Below are 19115 nucleotides of genomic sequence, written 5' to 3' on the forward strand. Positions count from 1 at the left end.
ACCTTGTAGACGAAATTCGTTCTACCGGGCATCCTGTTGCCTTCTTTAGACTCAAGTGTTCTTGGCCCCCGCTTTGTTCCAGCGACAACGGTAATACGAGGAAATACGGCTTTCACAGAAAAATGAATATACTATAGCAAGATTCCAGTTCAGTCCCAATCAAAAATATATTATTTCATATTTGACCTACCATAAAAATAGAGTTTCCGACAAAACTAAGAGTGAATACATTATTTATGATTTCAAAACGGGTAAAGAAATCAATAGAATTCATTTAAATGCAAACATTAGTCGAGGGATGTATTACGGCAGTGTACAATGGTTGATGAATCAAGATAATATCGTTATCATTTCCGATCTAAGCCGCAATTATGTTCATTTAGAAAATGGAATTCCTACTATTAACTATATTGATTTGTACAGGTTACCGTTTGATTACATAGTGAATATTGATTTCAGTGATCTATTGACTTTGTCGCCACCGATTCCGTTGAAATACAACGGAGAGTTTATAACATACAGTGGACAGGGAACATTTCGGACAGGTGACGGGACCTCCTACGTGCCAGTTGCAGATTTTATGAAACTATTAAACGGATCCATTCGAAATGATCAGGGGGAAATCATTTTAACGTACAAGAACTATGAAACGGTATTACAGAAGGAAAAGGCTATACTTTGGAAAAATCGATACTACTATCCGTTAATTGAATTTAAAGAAGCTTTTAATCTAAAAGCTCAATCTATAACGAATTTTTTTGTGAATGAACTTAGGGACATTGACAAAATCCCTGCATACGAGATTATTGAAATTTCAGATCGAGAAGAAACGCCAGTAAAATGATGATCGAAATAAAAAAAGTTTTCAATTCACATAGAATTACTCTGAAAGGAGACTAACTCAATGAATTTCAAAAAAACGATCGTGAGCATTGTTACCTGTATCCTCTTCGTTACATTCAATACCACTTTGAATTTTGAGGTGTCAGCTTCAGTAGAGAAAAACTGGGAGTGGACAATCCAACAAGGGATGGACAGTTCCGATTTAAATGCGATTATTGAAGTGAACGGTGTAAAGCTTGCAGTCGGTAACGATTCGACGATCTTTCGCAGCACCGAAGCGGGCAAATGGAACAATGTTCAAATTAGCTATCAATCTCATCTAATAGATGCTGCGACCAATAATAAAAACGCAGTTATTATTGGCTCAAACGGATTCATATCTACTACAGTTGATGGACTTAAGTGGAGTGTCATGAAGGATATTAAGCTTAAAGGCGACCTTTACGTTGAACAGTATGATCAAGATTTCAAAGGCACGGAGAAAGCCAGGGATCGTTTGACATTAGACCAAGTTGAATGGATGGATATTTCATGGGACGGCCAACAATATATTGCTGTGGGCATATGGCCTTATCATTATCAGTATTATTTTGCTGCTTCTTCGTCAAATGGTCTAGAATGGGAATTCCATGCGCTTGTCCCACCCGAGAAACTGTTACTTTCATCTCTTCATTCGGATATGAAGATCGTTAAATTTCAAAATCGATGGCTTGCATTACATACAAATGGGATGTTTATTTCAAATGATTTTAAAACATGGGAATTTAAAAATATTCAGCTAGGAGGTTCAATTCAAGAAGTAGCAACAAATGGAGAGTGTATCGTTGCAGTAGGCTGGGACGGAAGAGCGGGAACAGGTTTTCCTATTGGGGGAGTCATCTATGTATCTTCAAACGGAGTTGATTGGAAACGTATATCCAATCAATTAACGAAAGGTTCATTAAACTCAGTGATTTGGGATGGCGAACGATTCATCACTGTAGGACAACACGGTACCATTTTACAATCGGAGGATGGGTTGAATTGGACTTCAAAAACTAAAAATCCGGCTAAAATTCAAAATACAGTGTTCTTCCAAGTACATTATATTGGATTGACCGGCAATATGAATGCGATTAATTTATTGAATGGTCAATACTTTGCCGTTGGCGATGTGGGTACGATTCGATCCACGCAAGGACTTGACCAAGAATGGAATTTAGAAAAAGCAGGAACTTACAACGATCTTTATGGCGTAAAGTTCAATGCAAATACTTATGCAATACTTGGAGAAGGAGTTTTTGCATCCTCTTCAGATGGAGTTCATTGGGAAAACGTAGATTCTGATAAGATAAATCAAGAGTCTAAATTTTATCAATTAACTAGCAGCGGTGGAATGTTTGTGACTAGTGGATATCAAATAGATTATCAAGTTACTACAACACCTGTATATTTGTATGCAAACAGGAAATTAACTGAACTTTCTCAGCGATTCCAGGAAGATATATTAGATGCGATCACGATAAACAGAGAGATTCGTTTGTTTGGTAGAAAAAATGTCTATTTAAGTAAAGACGGTGGAGAAAACTGGGAAACTCTGAAGGGCTTTCAAGCAATCCCAGTTGCGACGAATGGGAAAATGTGGATTGGCTATCGAAATTTTGATTACTATATTTCAAAAGACGGATTAAATTGGTCAAAATCAAAAATGGTTGTCGATGGAATAAATACATTCGATAATGTTAAAAAGGCTGTATGGAATGGAAGTAGTTTCACAGCTATATATGGTGACTCCCTGATTGAATCTTACAATGGTATAGATTGGAAAACAGTTGTACAAGAAAAATACCAGTATCTTCATTCACTTGCTGTAAATTCGAAAGGTGTTATCGTAGCTGTAGGACAAAATGGTAGCATACACATGAATGCCGACCGGAAAACATGGGTGAAAATAAAGTCACCAACGTTAAAAGAATTAAGGGATGTCACGTGGGATGGGGAAAAGTTCATAGCAGTTGGTAATGAAGGTGTTATCATAGTTGGACGAAGTAAATAAAAACTAACAACTTGTATAGAACCATGACCTGTAAGGGGGACAAGGAAAAATAACCCTTCTTACGGGTCTTTTTTTATCAGATTAAACTTGATGAAAAGAGTATTGCTGAGCAATGGAGCTTGGATTGTCAACATTAAATCAGACAGCTTTTTTAAGGGTTGCTTGGCGGTACTGAACAGGCGATCCAGCTATTACAAATTGAACTGATGTAGTTGGACTTTGAAAAGCTGATTTCTCAAGAAAATTAGAAGTCATCTTAATCGTAAAGGATGGTTTTTGAGTAGGTATTAGCTTAGAAATCAAACCCTTTACTTTTTTTAGAGTTTTATTAGTGACAGACTTCAAAACTTATCGAAAGGAGGGGATAACATGTCCAGTGAGGCTGCTTCATCATTTGCAATCATGCCCACATTGATCGTCATGATATACGGGTTATTCATCGGTCTTGGTTTATATTGCTTGATCCTGATCATAAGGCTAGCTAGGCGAGGGATTCAGGCACTGGATATATACTTAGAGGAAAAGAAAAATAGACGCCATTAATAACGCTGTACGAACAAAAATTCGTATTTACTTCGTTTTGGAAATTAGGCATGCTTCGGGAGAAAGAAGATGCAAAGAAATAATACCAACAATGATGCCGCTCAAGGGGAGTGCCCGAGAACGGCATCATATTAAATGCATCTGCTATTTTAATTTAAATAATCAATTAGCGCATTCGCTCTAGCTTCCAAGTCTGCCTGGGCTTCCTCCGATACATATCTCTGCATCTCTTGCTGGGTCAAATGCTTCAAGAAGTTTTGCAGGAAATGCACGGTCTGCTTCATGTCCTCCTTTTGAAAGTGATGCTCGGCCTGCTTCAATTGATTATGAAGCTGTATAACCAAAGGTGCCGTCAAGTCACCTGTTTGTTCGTAAGCTGTCACTTGGTCTTGCAAGCTGCCAATGGTGGCGGGCTCGATTTCCAAGCGCAGAGCGTCATACATGATCGAGTCCGTGCTTCCATTCGATCCTAAGTGCTTCAGTGTGATGATATTCTCACCATCTGTCAGCAGCGATGCATCGAATGGGATCGTCAGCTCATGGTAGTAACCTGTTTCACCGGCTCTGTACACCGAGGCGTCATTGCCAATGGGGATGACCTGGTCGTACTCGGCTATCGTTGTTCCGTTTAAGGTGACTGCAAGCGATCCACGACTGGAACCGGCAATCGCGATAGTGAGCGTTCCAGTACCTTGCGTTTCTTCCGACTGGAAACGGATTTTCCATTCTGCAAGCGTTGGGTCCTGAGGAACCAGCAAATGATCCACATTTCCCGGTGTCCTCGTGGCCGGATGCATGTAATTCCAATCTTCCGATTCAATGCTTTCCCCAATCACGAAGTCCACATCATTCGGAAAGTCCAACGGATACTGCAGCCAAAGTCCCCATTGCCGCAGCTGATCCCCAAACTTGAACTCTCTTGGCGTACGGTCTGGTGTGCCGATTTGCCAAATGAGATCGCCATGAGTCTCAGGTGTCCATTCCAATACACCTACATCGTGCGTACCGTTCGCTCCGACGGCGATGTCATCGAAATGAAATTCTCCAAACAGATGATCGGTATATGCATAGAGCGTATATGTTCCAGGCCTTACATCTTCGATCGTAAAGCGTCCTTGCTCGTCTGCTCGAACATAATATAGATAATCCAGATTCTGTTCGTATACGTTCATTCCAGGCTGGCCAAGAATAACCCAAGCATTTGCCGCGGAGGAACCATCCGACACTGTCAATTGACCTGTGACCGTGCTGCGTTGATCAGTATTATAGATAGAGTCTTCCAGCCAAGTATAAGGCCACTTCGCTTTTTCCTCCACAGCCTGTTGTTTCACATCGGCCCATAGCGCTTCCGTAGTTTCTGCTTCATTCACATACACGAAGAACGGTCCGTATATTTTTTGCCATCCTTTCTCGGGAACGATATTCGGTACCCCGTAATGGCGTACCTGTTCATACCAGTGCACCATCGGAGTCGTATTTGTCATTTCTACGAAATATTCTTGCTTCGCCGGACCGCCAACAAGATACTCTTGACTTGGACGGATAATGGACAACCCGATGTCTTCCCCGAAGATGCCGTTGATGTTGTTATCTCCCATATGTACGGCATGCTGGTATTTCGTATATATTTCGCCGTTTGGAAGACGGTATGTCGCATCCATTAACGATTCACCGTTTCGAATATCTTGAGGAGTAGGGAAGGTACCCATCCGATCTCCTTTGCTGTGATCCTCAATCCCATACTTCGTAAAGATCTCCGGATTCCCCCGGAAGGAATAACGGGATTGTTCAATCTCCACGCCATCCGGCATGCCTTCATGATAATCAAATATGCTGTAAATATAAATGCCAGGAGAATCCGCTTCCAGCACAAAACGATAGTCTAAACGGAAGGGAAGCACCTCCGGATTGTCGGTAGATAAGGAGATTTCAACTCGGTCGTCCGTTTGCGAAACAATCTGGTAGTTCATGTTGGTTCCGCCATACTCACGGTTGGATTCAAAGAAATAATTTAAATTGTAGTAGCCACGTCCGACATTCAGTAAATTAACTTCCTCATATTTCCCTTTTTTGCGGAGCACAGAAATGGTTGGACTGGATTTGTTGACGGTAAATGAAATTTCGGAGTTCGTTAACGTGACTGAAGATCCCTGATCCTCTAGCAAAATCCCTTCATCTACTGGCCATGGTACAGCTTGTTCCTTCAAGATTTGTGCAATCGTTAAGGCATTGATGCGAGCAGGGGAGCCTGAAAAATCTAAATTCAGCTGCCCATCTACCACATTGGCCTCAAATGTTCCAACCGTATATTGACCGGCCTCCGCAGTCACGTTATCTAATACCTTCTTTCCTTCTGCAAAGATGGTCAAGCTGTGATTTTGCTCCGCATCTCCGGATATGGCCGTCACTTTATAAGTGCCGTTATCTAGATCGACTTCAAATGACAATTCCGGACCGAAACAAAAATCGTTGTGAAGCGCATCTCCTTGAGACTGAATCGTTCCATCGATGCCCGCCAATTGGCTCCAGCCATATCCTGTTTCTTCCGAATAGGACGTGTTGCAGCGAACAGCGGTGTAGTCTGATGACACATCTCCTGGACCGAAATCGAATGCGTAAAAGGGAGAGATCTGCAGCGCGTTAAGTCTGGCCGTATTCCCTTCCACTTCCAAAGTTAATTGTCCATCGCGGACGTTCACCGTCAAGCTTTCATAGATAAAGCTTCCGGCGGGAGAACCAACCCCATCCAGCTTCACTTCACCTTCTGCAGCAACCGTCATTGCGGCTTGAGTTGCAATCTGATCACCTGAAATCAGGCTTACGGTATACTGCCCGTCTGGAAGGTCAACCAAGAAACTGTATGCGCTTGCAAAACAAAAGTCTCTTTCTAACGGATCGGAAGATTGGCTTCGGTCGCGACCGTTCATGATCGATCCATCCTTGAAACCGTAACCTGTCTCGCTGTCATATGTATCTTCACATGACACCTGAATGAATCCATCGGCTGCAGGGCCAGAACCAAAATCAAAACGATAGCTCTCAGCAGTAGCGGCATGAACACTTGCATTCGTCCAAACGGTAAAACCAAACATTCCAAGGAAAGACAACAAGACAGCAATAAAGGTTTTCTTCCACGCATTCTTCAATCAACGGCACCTCCACTGAACAGAATTGTGAATACGTATCCATTATGCGGGAACTCGTATGGTGCTGTCTTTGCTGTTTTTGTCCAAAATTTAGCGTTTTACCAATATTGTCGTGAATCGGGGGGATCCAAAAGATCTGAAGCGAAAATGTTTCTTTGACTGAAGGTAACGTCCGTAGCAAAAAGAAGACAAGCTCCATGCCGTGGTAGGATTCCACAGTATTTTTTTGTTGTACATCATTGGAATTTCATCGACTATATTTTAATTAAAGGGTATATTGGGATGAGATGAGTAAGCCGGAAAGGGGCTGCACGGAATGATACGTGAGGCAGAAGCAAGGGATAGGGATCAATTATACAGACTTTATAAATCTTTAGTCCCTAATAGCAAGAGAATGCAGGTTCTTGAAAAACAAATAGAGACAATCAGGCATGATCCGAATAATCTTTTGCTTGTATATGAAGAAAAAGGCATCATTATCGGAACGCTCACGTTGAATATATGTCTACAAGCCTTACATGGTATGAGGCCCTACGGCATTATTGAAAATATTGTTGTTGATGAAATGCACCGCAGCAGAGGAGTTGGCAGTGAATTATTACAGTATGTTGAGGAGTACTGTAGATCCTTAAATTGTCGTAAAATTATGCTTTTAAGTCATTCTTCGCGAATAGAAGCACATCGTTTTTTTGAAAGAGAAGGGTTTAACGGAACCATAAGCAGAGGCTTCAAGAAATATTTGAACTAAATTTATCCATTCCTGATGATTTTACTGTAAAATGAAGGAGTGCATGTATGAGAAAACAACCTAGGAGGTTGATTGAGCATGGCCTGGCTTCATGTCCACTTTCATTCCGAGGTTCTTCGCATGCCGGTCTCAATGGAAGTGCTGCTGCCGCAGCATGTGGCAGGGGGCTGGCGGAAGACGAAGGATCCGGGTCCGTATCCGACATTGTATCTGCTTCATGGAATGAGCGACGATCATACCTCATGGATGCGGCGAACTAGTATTGAGCGTTATGTAGAGGGTAAACCGCTTGCGGTCGTTATGCCGGCAGGACACTTAAGCTTTTATACCGACATGGCTTTCGGTCGTAATTATTCTCGCTTCATCACCGAAGAGCTTCCAGCTTTTTGCGAAAGGATGTATCCGCTTTCAAATCAGCGGGAAGATCGTTTTATCGCTGGACTCTCCATGGGCGGCTATGGTGCAATGAAGGCAGCGCTAAACGCACCAGAACGATACGCCGCAGCTGCATCCTTTTCCGGTGCCACGGATGCACTCCGCGCGTTTCAAAGTTTACCTTCACAGCTGGTTACTGATGTATTCGGCAGCAAGGAAAAGCTGGAAGGCGGGGAAAACGATCTTTTTGCGGAGGCCAGTAGATTGGCCGCAAGCGATCTTCCAAAACCAAGGCTGTACATGTGGTGCGGTACTGAAGATTTCCTTTATGAAGAAAACGTTCGCTTCCAGTATCACGTTAAATCGTTGGGATTGCCGCTGGAATATGAAGAAGGTCCCGGAGACCATAGTTGGCAGTATTGGGATCGCTGTATTGAACGAACGATTCCTTGGCTGCTCATGAACCGTTCTTCGAAAGGAGAGGAATAACCGTATGGCATGGATGGAAACGCATATTTTCTCCGAAGTATTAGGTATGGAAATGCAGGTCAACGTCATCCTGCCACAAGAGAAGCAGCCTTATCGGGGATACGGCAAATTAAAAGTACTCTGGCTGCTGCATGGTGGTTCAGGTGATCATAGCGTGTGGCTCCGAATGAGCCGAATCGAGCATTATGCGAATCAATATGGGATCGCCGTCATATTGCCTGGGGTATTCAACTCCTGTTACACGAATATGGCACATGGCGGCCGATACTTTACTTATATGACGGAAGAACTTCCGTTCATTCTCCGTCATCTGTTTCCGAGACTTTCCGAAGATAGAAACGACAATTATATCTCCGGCCTATCGAACGGCGGTTACGGCTGCCTGCGAGTGGGTCTTGCGCGTCCTGATCTCTATGCGGCGATTGGCGCATTCTCAGCTGGAGACAAATCGGACATCGCTTTCGTGAACGATGGTTCCCCTCGTGCATATGATCGCATCCTTCTCTTTGGAGAGGGGGAAATCAAGAACACGGAAAATGATTTGAAGTTCTTAGGCCGTAAGGCGCTGGACGAAGGATTATCGCTTCCGAAGGTGTATCACGCATGCGGGAGTGAAGATCCGTGGCTCGATCTGAACGAGAGGGTGCGAGAATTCTTCCTCAGTATAGAAGGCAATCCATACCATTATCATTATCGCGAAGCGGACGGGCATGGGCATACATGGGAGTTTTGGGATGAGGAAGTGGTTCGCTTCCTCGAACATATCGGCCTGCAAAAGACTTCATTATATATTGGAAGTTAGGTGAACCCATCCATAGGAAGGAGAGTGAGGAAATGAAGCAGATCGTTACATGTTTTCCCGAAGGAAAGCATAAAGTGCTTACGATGAGCTATGACGATGGCAAAAGTGCAGATCGAAGATTGGTGAAGCTTTTTAACCAATACGGAATTAAAGGCACGTTTCATATCAACTCCGGTTTACTTGGATCTGGAGATCGCATCTCTGCTGAAGAAGTAACTACGCTGTATGCAGGACACGAGGTTTCCGTGCATACCGTAACACACCCTACAATCGCACGAAGCCCGAGAGAGCAGCTTATTCATGAAATTGTAGAGGACCGGAAAGCATTGGAACGATTGACAGGATATACGGTACGTGGGATGTCCTATCCGAATGGTTCTTACAGCGAGAAAATAATTGAGATGCTGCCGCATCTGGGTATTGAGTATGCCAGAACCGTGAAAAGTACAAGATCGTTCGCCATGCCGGACCGCCTGCTCGAATGGAATCCGACGTGCCATCATAATCATGATGTGATGGAGCTGGCCAAGGCGTTCGACGCACTGCACAAAAAGCAGTACTTGTACATGATGTACGTATGGGGCCACAGCTACGAATTCGACAACCAGAACAATTGGGAGGTCATCGAGCAGTTCTGTGAATTTATCGGTGGCAAGGAAGACATTTGGTATGCGACGAACATTGAGATTGTTGACTATATGCGTGCAGCGGAACGTCTGCAGTTCTCCGCCGCATGTGATTTTGTCTATAATCCGTCCGCGATGTCCGTATGGCTCAGTGTCGACGGTGAGATCGTCGAAGCGATGAGCGGAGAACATACTTGGTTTGGAGGTAAAGAAGTATGAGTGTAGGAGCATTAGCACATCTGTTTGGCAGGTTGACGGTGAAGCAATTAGCGGAGGATTTATCTTCTGCGGGTATTCCGCACATCCAGCTTGCACTCTGGAAAGCGATCAGCCCGTTCGATTTCAGCAAGCCGGGAACACTTAGTCCGGGACTTGCGAATATGATCCGAGATGAGTTAGCGAAGAAGAATGTCTCCATCTCCGTATTAGGCTGCTATCTGCATTTCTATCATCGCGATGAAGAAATTCGGAGAGTGAATGTAGAACGATTCAAGGAATTGATTCGTTATGCGCCTTCCTTGGGCTGCAGCATTGTAGCAGCGGAGACCGGAAAAAATCCGGGAGGCGATTATACGGAACAGGATTGGGAAGTGATGCGCTCAGTGCTGCAAGAACTAGCCGAAGAGGCCGAACGTTGGGGCGTCTTTGTCGGGATGGAAGCGGCAGACGGCCATCTGATTGGAACTGCGCAGCAGCTGCGCAAAATGCTGGATGAAGTGCCGTCTTCGAATATTGGCGTCGTCATGGATCCGGGTAATCTTCTAACGACGGCGAATTTTGCAAATCAAGACGCAGTAATCCAAGAAGCGTTCGACTTGCTTGGAGACAGAATCATCGCTGCTCATGCCAAGGACCGTATTATGTCCGAGGATGGGAAGCTGATCACGGTTTCCCCGGGATATGGAAAGATGAACTACGATCTGTATATGAAGCTGTTGAATCAATATAAGCCGCATGTACATATCATCATGGAGCATGCCAAACGGGAGGAAATGGCCTTCTGTAAGCAGTATATCGAGCAGATTCGGAGTAAGAATGAGAATGAAGCGGTTCATGCGTAAACGGTGGAAATGAACTAATCGTTCTCATTTGAATCATATGGTCTCTAAAGCTACCGGAATAGATATATTCAGCGGATCCACGGAGTAGTTTGCCACGCGCAGCTACTCCATTTACGCTTTTGGGCATCTTTTCTTAAACAAACCGGCACGAAACAATGGCTGATTCGCGGTCGCATGCAAGGTTTATTATTCATTCATTTCCGATGTCACCAATTAGAGAATAAAGATGAATCGAGAAATTGTACGAGATGATTTTGCAAGACGAATAGATCACTTATTCAAGTCTATAACGGAGCGTGCGTTATGATCAATCACTTAGGTATAAAAATTGGCGAAGGCGGCTGACGGCATTTCTGACGAGGAGAAAACACGCCTTGTTCGAGAGATCAGAAGGAGCCTTCGGCTATATATCGAACGTGTACAATGTGGCAAAGGACAGCAGGGACTATAATAAAAGTTCCCCGCTGTCTTTTTTATTGAAACCATTTAATGGCTCCATAACTGGGGGTAGTACCAGCGAAGCTGACACCACCCGCAAAGTAGATGCTATTAAATGGGAAAATTATTGATGACCTCATTGTACTCCTGCTGGGCATCTGTGATTGCCAGTTTAGAATAGACTTCCAACGACTTACGGCTTTCGTGGCCCGAATATGGCTGTATGAGCGCGTCATCGATGCCCTGCTTTTTGAGCCAGGTCAATAGGAAATGTCGCAGCTTGTGAGGCGACAGATTTTGGACAAGACCGGCTTCCTCCGAATATTTGGCCAAAATCTTTCGTATTCCCCGATCGGTATATTTTTTCTTCCACGATGATTCGAACAGGTAAACGGCCTGCTTCTTTTTCATGGAATCGGAGTGCATGGCCAGCATTTCCTTGAACGATTGAGGAAAAGGGACGATGCGATCTTTGCATCCTTTGCCCTTATTAATCCGAATTTGACAGTAATGAAAGTCAACATCAGACAGCTTGATATTGATAAGCTCGCTTACCCGAACGCCGGTATAAAGGAGCGTCTTGACGATCATCATGTCTTGAAAGTTCTTCGCTTGCCAAACCACATCGTAGTAGCGCTTAAGCTCCTCTTCTGTAGGTACATAGGGGAGCTTCTTCGCTGTTTTTGGAACCTCTACCTCTAGCTCTGCTCGAAGATGCTGAAACAGGCTTTTGAGATAGGCATAATCTGGTCGTTCTCCCCGTAGATACTTGGCCAACTCCTTCGCCTTGCGTTTTGAGGATATGCGCCTTTCACTCACGCGATAACACCTTCTTCCAACGGAAGGCGTTCACTCATGTTCAACCTAAATGTGCCGTAAGGGTTTACGTGCGTGTAGATCAGCGGGGTAAGCGCCCGCAAATCTTCCGGAGTCATCATATCGAACCATTTACGGTCGGATAAGATGCTTTGAAGCATAATGGTATTGATGTACACCAGACAGTTTTGCAGAAGGTGAAGAGACAATACGGCCAGCTCTTGATCCTCTAACCGGTTGGTTGCGATTTCACTGCCTTTGCCGTAAAAGATGAAGCTATTGGCCGAGTTCCAATTTTCCACGACATTTAACCCTTCATTGATCTCGCGGCGCAGCTCCTCCGAGTGCAGGTAATCGCACAGGAATATCGTTTTGACTGCTTTGCCGAGTTCTCCCAAAGCTTGATAGGTCGGATGCTTTAAATTATTGCGGGTAAATCGTTTCAAGATTGCTTCCGTTTCGGCGGTTCCGAGTCGTAGTGCCGTAGCGTACTTCATCATTTGATCGTATTGCTGCCGAATCAGCTCCCAGTTGATTGGGCGGGTCAGCACCGGTTGCAAATTCGGATAGGCATCCGTCATGCCTGGTTCTGGCCGGTAAAGTTTTTGTGAATGAATCGCTTTGAGCCGTGGCATAAGCTGATAGCCCAAAAGGTAACAAAACGCGAACGCAACCTCGCTCTGGCCATGTGAATCCACGTAATTCTTCTCGACCTCCATTTCGGTGCAATGACGAAGCAATCCTTCCATCATGGCAGCGACTTCAGAGGAGGAGCAAGATTTGAGCTGCGAGTAAATGCATGTCGAATTCTTCTCAACGTGCCAGTATATCATAACGCCGCTGCCGCGGTACCGGATATGCCATTCGGTCATCAGATTTTGATCCCATGCACCAAACTTTTTAGAATCCGATGCACAGGAAGTTGTAGCATCACCCCAAATATCCTGCATCCGAACACGAAAAATGGCATTCACCACTTCGGAAATTGCATTTCGAAGATTATCCTTATGAATGAATTTCCTACGGACGTACAGCAAGTCTTTGTAATTTTCTCCATGCTCACCGGCACTCACACGTTTCAATCCGGTATTCGTCCCGAGGCCATAAAGAGATAGGATGAGTCTCTTTTGCAGCGTATCCCGTCCTAACGCTTCGCGTACAGCAACAGTCTTGAATTTTTCCGTAAATCCTACACGTAGATCCGCCTCTTTTAAAATGTCCAAGAGGCTAGTCATCGGCCATCGCCGAAGCATCTCTGATTTTATTCGTGATAGGTTGACTGGCTCTACTTGTGGTTCTAACGGAGATAAGCTAATCCAACCATTCCCCTTCTCCGTGATTCGGACCTTTGGGTTTTTCTGGAGCCCGGTATCGAGCTTTTCTAATCCATCTTTCATGGCCTGCTTTAACGTTGCAATGAATGCTTCCGCATGCAGCGGCTGCTTTAGAGCCTTATAATTTTCTTCCCGCCGTTCTTCGAAGTCTGTTGGCAAGTCATCGTCCGGGTTCCGGTACCGGTTCGCTCCAGTAACCCATATTTCCTTGCAACGAAGCTTTTCCCGTAAAGCTTGCAGGACGCTTATCTCATAATTCATTCGATTAATTCTCTCTTGGCCTTTCTCGTCCTTCTCTACAACTATTTCTTTATTAACAGTCCGGATTACACCATCTATCGGGATTTCTTCAGACATTGGCAAATAATGATGGCCAGTATCTGAAAATTTCTTTACCAACTCCAATGCACGAATCACTGGCCGATGCACTTCATTGTTTGACCGGAATTCCAGGATGCCTAATATTTCGGGAACCATACGGCGGTAGTGACTCCCATAGGAAGCCCGAATAATGGTATGGATTTTCTCTCGGTAAGCCGGTCCGGTGTGTTTGAATTCTTTTATCAAATCCCGTAATGTTTGCTCATTACGACCGGCAAAATGACATCACGAATTACTCCGTCTGGATTACTGACGGCAGACTGTGCCATGTTGAATAAAATGCCATACTTATTGCTTACCTTGCGTAAATCATTTCGACTTTGCGTTCTGCCCGTACTCCTATCCGATGGACGATTTGAATAAACAGCTCCATCAAATTGTCCGTAATCTCCATACTCCTTAGCCAGAAGAAGGCGGCCAACAATGTGTAACGAATCGGATCAGGGTGGCGGCGAAGTTCTCGGAGATCCTCTGTTGCGGTCCGTTGCCTATACTTGGTCAATACTTTGAGAGGGATATCACGAAACAGATCATCCGGAAGTTCCAGACTTCGAATTGTTCGCAGCTTTCTTACTTCTCTTAACACACTTTCGACACCTGGTTTGCCCGGATCCGCCTTTAGCTCTTGAAAAGAAAGAAGTCCCTCATCGCTGCTTGAGCCATCCTGGTGTTCATCCAAAAATGCGATACTATCTATAAGTGAATCTAATTTGGACAAAGATGCCGTAGGCAATTTTTCCAGTGTGGCCTGGAAAAATTGCTCCTCATATGTACGGATTGAGGTTCTGATAAGTCGCTCAATGCGATCAGGCGTAGGCGGTACAACTTTCATATCCCGAAATCGCCGGTATACGGTCTCAAACAAATGTTCGAATTCGTGATCCTGGAATAACACGCTTTTACATAGCCATGCGATTACCTCTTCAGCATCATTAATGGTATCCTCACGAAAGCCAAAAAAATCCCTAATTTGTGTTCGATGGTAGGTGATGGAGCGACCGACCCAATCGTATTGGGCGTACAGCTCTGCCGGTGCATCGATCTGCTTTGCTATGTATTGAATGACTGATTTGGGCACTTCGAATTTATGGAAGGGGAAACGCGCTTCATATTGGAAAAACTTAAACAGAACAGCAAACCCCAACCGAGTCTCCCCCGACTTATTGCCGATTTGCTGCATTTCGTTAGGAAGAAACGTAAAATGCTCAATTAACTCCTCCAGTTCCCAATTTCGCTTCACTTGATACCCTCCAAATAAAGTTCCTTAAATGGTCAGATTAGGAATTATAGTCTTTAACTTTAGTATATCGAAGCATACATAATGAGACAATGTGAAGAAAAAACCGCGAAGTTCTAATTCCTGAATCGTAATCGGAACTTACTCGCAATGGAATATCCGAAGTCAGTGATTGGAATAAAGAGTAAAGAAGAGGGAATAGTAAATGTTGTTATTACCCGATTTTGTGTTTCAAAGTTTGAGGTTTTGAGGGTGAAATGATGCCGAAAATTTCAGTTTTACAGTCATACATGATCATAATGCTTTCAGTCGGTCTACTGAACCACGTCATCATTATACCGTTGCTGCTCGGTGCATCAGGGCGAGATGGCTGGCTTGTAGTGATCCTCGTATTAATCGCTTCGCCAATTTGGGTTGGCATTCTGAGTTATATCCTAAAAAACATGAACGGAATACACATTAGAGATTGGTTAAAGCAACATTTCGGAACGGTTCTCTCGGCAACCTTGATAGTACTATACAGTATGCTTGTATGGCTTATGGGACTCATTTCCTTTAAGGACACGCTAACATGGACAATTGCAACTTATTTGCCTCAAACTCCAATGCTTGTGCTAGCGGGAACTACGCTTGTCGGATGCTTCTTCGCGGCATCTCAAGGCCTTCGCACCATTGCAATATTAAGCGGGATATTGCTGCCTTTTGTTGTTATTCTGGGCGACCTTGTCATGACGGCAAACTTTCAGTTTAAAGAATACAACATGCTTTTTCCGTTGCTCGAAAATGGGACACCTCCGCTTTGGAAAGGTATTCCCTACGCTGCCGGGGGATTGCTGGAGTTGTCGCTAATGATCTTATTTCAGCACAAGTTAACGAACAAGCCGGGCTTCAAAAGTCTGATGCTGATTTGCATTATATTATCCGGACTAACCATCGGACCTTTGATGGGCTCTATTGCCATGTACGGCCCTGATGAAGCGGCCCACCAACGCTATCCCGCTTTCGAACAATGGAGAATGGTTCGACTGGGTGAGTACGTGGAGCATGTCGATTTTTTCTCGATTTACCAGTGGTTATCCGGAACGTACATTCGAGTGTCCCTTTCCCTGTTCCTCTTGGGCGAAATGTGGAAATTGCAAAAGTATAAGTGGCTGCCAATGTTTTTGGGCGCTTTATTCATGTTGGTTGCAGTTTTGTTGCCAATCAGCGATATGGTTTTTCAAGACCTGCTCAGTCAATATTACTTTCCTTCGTTTTGTGTCTTTACCGTTGGAGTTATTCTCGTATTTGTCGTGCGAATTATGTTTTCAAAACGAAGTAAAAGGAGCAACTGAAGATGATAAAGCTTTTCAGAAAAAAATGGGCAGGTGTCTCCTCGTCCTCGCCACAAAAAGAAGCTACGGTTACACAACCGCTTAATGAACAAACACTTCTTCAACGGTTTCAAATGTGTCGCGATATTAAGCATCATGCTTACAAATTAAAAGCTGGCGACGATCAGTCGAGGATCGTTTTACTGTATTGCGATGGATTATGTGACAATCAACAACCCCTTCAAGAGATGGCGATTCCTCACTTGACCCGGTTTTACGAAAAATATGGCTTTCATAAAAACGAGGAAGTCGTTGAGTCGTCTCAATTACAGTTAGAGCGCATCTCTTTCGAGGAATGGGAGCAGAAATCCGAAACGGAAATTTTCGAGGGGAAGCTGCTTTTGTTTATTCCGACACTAACTTCTTTGTTTTCCCTCGACATATCGAAAAAACCGGCTCGTCAGCCCGAAGAATCCAAGATTGAACACTCCATTCGCGGCTCAAAAGACGGTTTTGTCGAGGAACTCGGCGTCAATGTCGCGTTAATTCGCAAACGAATCAAGTCAACAAGCATGGTATACGAAACGAAAACCGTAGGTGTCCGAACAAAAACAACCATTGCGATTTTGTATATGCAAGACATTGTTGATCCAAAAATTGTCCAAGATATCAAGACCAAATTGGATCGCCTCCAAATTGACGGAGCGTTTAGCGCCACTCAACTGGAAGAGTTAATGGAACCGACCAAAGCTTTATTTCCTTTGATGGGCTATACGGGAAGACCTGATTTTACCGTTAACTGTATGATGAATGGACGTGTAGCGCTTATTGTGGATGGTACACCGGCTGCTTTGATCGCTCCGGCCAATTTGTTCCTGCTCCTGAAAACACCCGAAGACATCCACTTTACTGCTTTGTCTGCTACGTTTGGACAATCGCTTCGTTTACTCGGATTGTTCGTATCACTCATGCTGCCCGGTTTTTGGGTCGCTATTCTAGCGTTTCATCAAGATCAACTGCCCTATTACCTTCTTGCAACACTTGGCGTTAACCGGCTAGGCATTCCCTTGGGCACGGTAGGTGAAATGTTTCTCGCGCTCATCTTTTTGGAAATATTGCGGGAAGCCGGTATTCGATTGCCCTCGGCGGTTGGGTCTACGGTTACGGTAGTAGGAGGGCTCATTCTGGGGGATGCGGCGATTCGTGCAGGATTCTTGTCCCCTGGCATTGTTGTTATTGGCGCGATTACGCAAGTGTTTGGTTCGACGTTATCCAGCCAGTCATTGGCCGGGACAATTAGCATATTGCGTTTCTTCATATTCGCACTGTCCGCCATCCTTGGGATCTATGGTTTCTTACTTGCTTTATTTATTGTAACCACTCATTTAGCTTCTTTGCGTTCATGCGGATTGCCTTATCTGGCTCCGATTTCACCTCCATATAAGGACTTCGCCAATGCTTTGTTCCGATTGCCTTGGAAATGGCGGAAAACCCGCCCAGACATGCTAAACACTGAAGATCCCACACGCCAAGGGGAGGGGCAGAAATGAACGTATACAAATGTGCCGCTCTTCTCTTGCTTCCCTTCATTCTCACCGGATGCTGGAGCAAATATGAATTGCAAAACATGAACTATGCGACAGCCGTCGGAGTGGATTATGTGGATGGCCAATACACCATTTATGCGCAATTGCTCGATTTTTCGACAGTGGCAAAATTGGAAGGGCAACAGAAAGCGGAACAGCCTCCGGTCTGGATCGGTAGAGGAAAAGGCATCTCATTTACAGAAGCAGTGAATGATCTATATACCACTTCTCAACAAAGGTTAAACTGGGGACAGATCTCCGCGATCTTGTTTAGCGAGAGATTATTGAAGGAACGAAAAGTCGGTGAAGTGCTGGAACTGATCAACCGATATCGTGAAATCAGGTACTTGGCCTGGGTGTTCAGTACGCGAGATCCCATTGACGAAATCTTAATGGCAACCCCGTTTTTAAGATTATCGCCAAAAGCTTCGATTCTGCATAACCCTGAACAGAATTATCGGCAGCGGTCTATCCTCGCTCCGATACGCCTGCAAAAGTTTGTAATGGATTCAAACGAAAAGGCGAAGATAAGCTACATACCAGAATTATCGATTCGAAAGGATCAATGGAAGGAAAATCAAAAACCGCACGAACTGCTTAGATATTCAGGCATACAAATATACGATAAGGACAACTACTACGCACGCATGAGCCTCGAAGAGATAAAAGGATTGCCGTGGCTGAATAAACACACAATCCGACTGCCCGTTAACTTGGTTTCCGATAAAAAGCTCATAGCGGTTCTCGTCGCAGAGAAGCCCGAATATGACGTCAAACCAAGTGTTAAATACGACAAAGCATATTTTGATATATCCATTAATGTGAAGGCCGGAGTTAATGAACTGCATGCAGACGTTACGGAACAAGAGCTCACGCAAATGGCACAAAAAGAAATTGAGCGTCAAATTAGACAAACCTTTCAAACTGCATTTGAGAAGGATCTCGATATTTATAATCTAGGAGAATCCCTTTTTCGCAAGAATCCGTATGAGTGGAAACAGATTGCATCTGGGACCCTACTAAACAAAGATTCCTTACGAACGATCAACGTTAACGTACATATCGTGTACCCTGGCAGGTATAAATTTTTACCTTGATATTTGGTTTACTTTGCGGGTGGTGTCAGCTTCGCTGGTACTGCCCCAACTGGTCAATTTCTTTAGTAATTATTTGCTAGGGCAATCAAAATAAAAGGAGAGCATCTATTCATGACAGTAAGTAGGGCTTGCTGAACGATTAAAAAATCCAGTAACAGCAAGGGTTTGAGGCATTCTTTGTCGAATTCATATGCAAGGAAATCGTTGAAATACGATGAAAAACCGTGCACATGGAGGATGACGAT

Annotated in this window: 13 protein-coding genes and 1 pseudogene; 10 read left to right on the forward strand and 4 right to left on the reverse strand. The window is 44.2% G+C overall.

The features are described from left to right. The first annotated feature begins 325 nt into the window (after positions 1-325). On the forward strand, positions 326-844 hold the full coding sequence (locus ACFPXP_RS10620; RefSeq protein ID WP_379894181.1) for a hypothetical protein: 519 nt from the start codon (positions 326-328) through the stop codon (positions 842-844). A gap of 60 nt (positions 845-904) precedes the next feature. After that, positions 905-2878 (forward strand): sialidase family protein, encoded by a 1974-nt coding sequence (locus ACFPXP_RS10625; protein ID WP_379894182.1) that lies wholly within the window; start codon positions 905-907, stop codon positions 2876-2878. A 692-nt stretch (positions 2879-3570) separates the two neighbouring features. On the opposite strand, the gene ACFPXP_RS10630 is transcribed toward ACFPXP_RS10625, so the two are convergent. Beyond that, positions 3571-6567, reverse strand: coding sequence for a polysaccharide lyase family protein (locus tag ACFPXP_RS10630; RefSeq protein WP_379894183.1), 2997 nt, complete (start codon positions 6565-6567; stop codon positions 3571-3573). Between the two features lie 316 nt (positions 6568-6883). Between ACFPXP_RS10630 and ACFPXP_RS10635 the strand changes: the two genes are divergently transcribed. From ACFPXP_RS10635 to ACFPXP_RS10655, 5 genes are all read left to right on the forward strand, one after another. Continuing rightward, on the forward strand, positions 6884-7315 hold the full coding sequence (locus tag ACFPXP_RS10635; protein WP_379894184.1) for a GNAT family N-acetyltransferase: 432 nt from the start codon (positions 6884-6886) through the stop codon (positions 7313-7315). A 78-nt stretch (positions 7316-7393) separates the two neighbouring features. Further along, positions 7394-8179, forward strand: a complete 786-nt coding sequence (locus ACFPXP_RS10640) for an alpha/beta hydrolase (protein WP_379894185.1) — start codon at positions 7394-7396, stop codon at positions 8177-8179. 4 nt (positions 8180-8183) lie between these two features. After that, on the forward strand, positions 8184-8981 hold the full coding sequence (locus ACFPXP_RS10645; protein WP_379894186.1) for an alpha/beta hydrolase: 798 nt from the start codon (positions 8184-8186) through the stop codon (positions 8979-8981). A 32-nt stretch (positions 8982-9013) separates the two neighbouring features. Next, a complete protein-coding gene (locus tag ACFPXP_RS10650) occupies positions 9014-9826 on the forward strand; it encodes a polysaccharide deacetylase family protein (RefSeq protein ID WP_379894187.1) in 813 nt (270 codons plus the stop codon). Further along, positions 9823-10668 (forward strand): sugar phosphate isomerase/epimerase family protein, encoded by an 846-nt coding sequence (locus tag ACFPXP_RS10655; protein WP_379894188.1) that lies wholly within the window; start codon positions 9823-9825, stop codon positions 10666-10668. The genes ACFPXP_RS10650 and ACFPXP_RS10655 overlap by 4 nt, the downstream gene beginning before the upstream one ends. Positions 10669-11217: 549 nt before the next feature. Here ACFPXP_RS10655 and ACFPXP_RS10660 read toward each other — a convergent pair. Beyond that, positions 11218-11925: a tyrosine-type recombinase/integrase gene (locus tag ACFPXP_RS10660; protein WP_379894189.1), complete on the reverse strand. Its 708-nt coding sequence runs from the start codon at positions 11923-11925 to the stop codon at positions 11218-11220. Continuing rightward, positions 11922-14877: pseudogene (locus ACFPXP_RS10665) on the reverse strand (Tn3 family transposase). Before ACFPXP_RS10665 ends, ACFPXP_RS10660 begins: the two are co-directional and overlap by 4 nt. 254 nt (positions 14878-15131) lie before the next feature. On the opposite strand from ACFPXP_RS10665, the gene ACFPXP_RS10670 reads away from it, so the two are divergent. From ACFPXP_RS10670 to ACFPXP_RS10680, 3 genes are read left to right on the forward strand one after another with little or no spacing between them, the layout of a single operon-like run. Continuing rightward, positions 15132-16208: a GerAB/ArcD/ProY family transporter gene (locus ACFPXP_RS10670; protein WP_379894190.1), complete on the forward strand. Its 1077-nt coding sequence runs from the start codon at positions 15132-15134 to the stop codon at positions 16206-16208. A 2-nt stretch (positions 16209-16210) separates the two neighbouring features. Then, a complete protein-coding gene (locus ACFPXP_RS10675; protein WP_379894191.1) occupies positions 16211-17737 on the forward strand; it encodes a spore germination protein in 1527 nt (508 codons plus the stop codon). Beyond that, positions 17734-18870, forward strand: a complete 1137-nt coding sequence (locus ACFPXP_RS10680; protein ID WP_379894192.1) for a Ger(x)C family spore germination protein — start codon at positions 17734-17736, stop codon at positions 18868-18870. Before ACFPXP_RS10675 ends, ACFPXP_RS10680 begins: the two co-directional genes overlap by 4 nt. Positions 18871-18932: 62 nt before the next feature. Here ACFPXP_RS10680 and ACFPXP_RS10685 read toward each other — a convergent pair. Further along, on the reverse strand, positions 18933-19115 hold a 183-nt coding region (locus tag ACFPXP_RS10685), incomplete at its 5' end, for a hypothetical protein (RefSeq protein WP_379894193.1).

It is taken from the genome of Marinicrinis lubricantis, from assembly GCF_042658665.1.
Lineage (GTDB): Bacteria > Bacillota > Bacilli > Paenibacillales > KCTC-33676 > Marinicrinis > Marinicrinis lubricantis.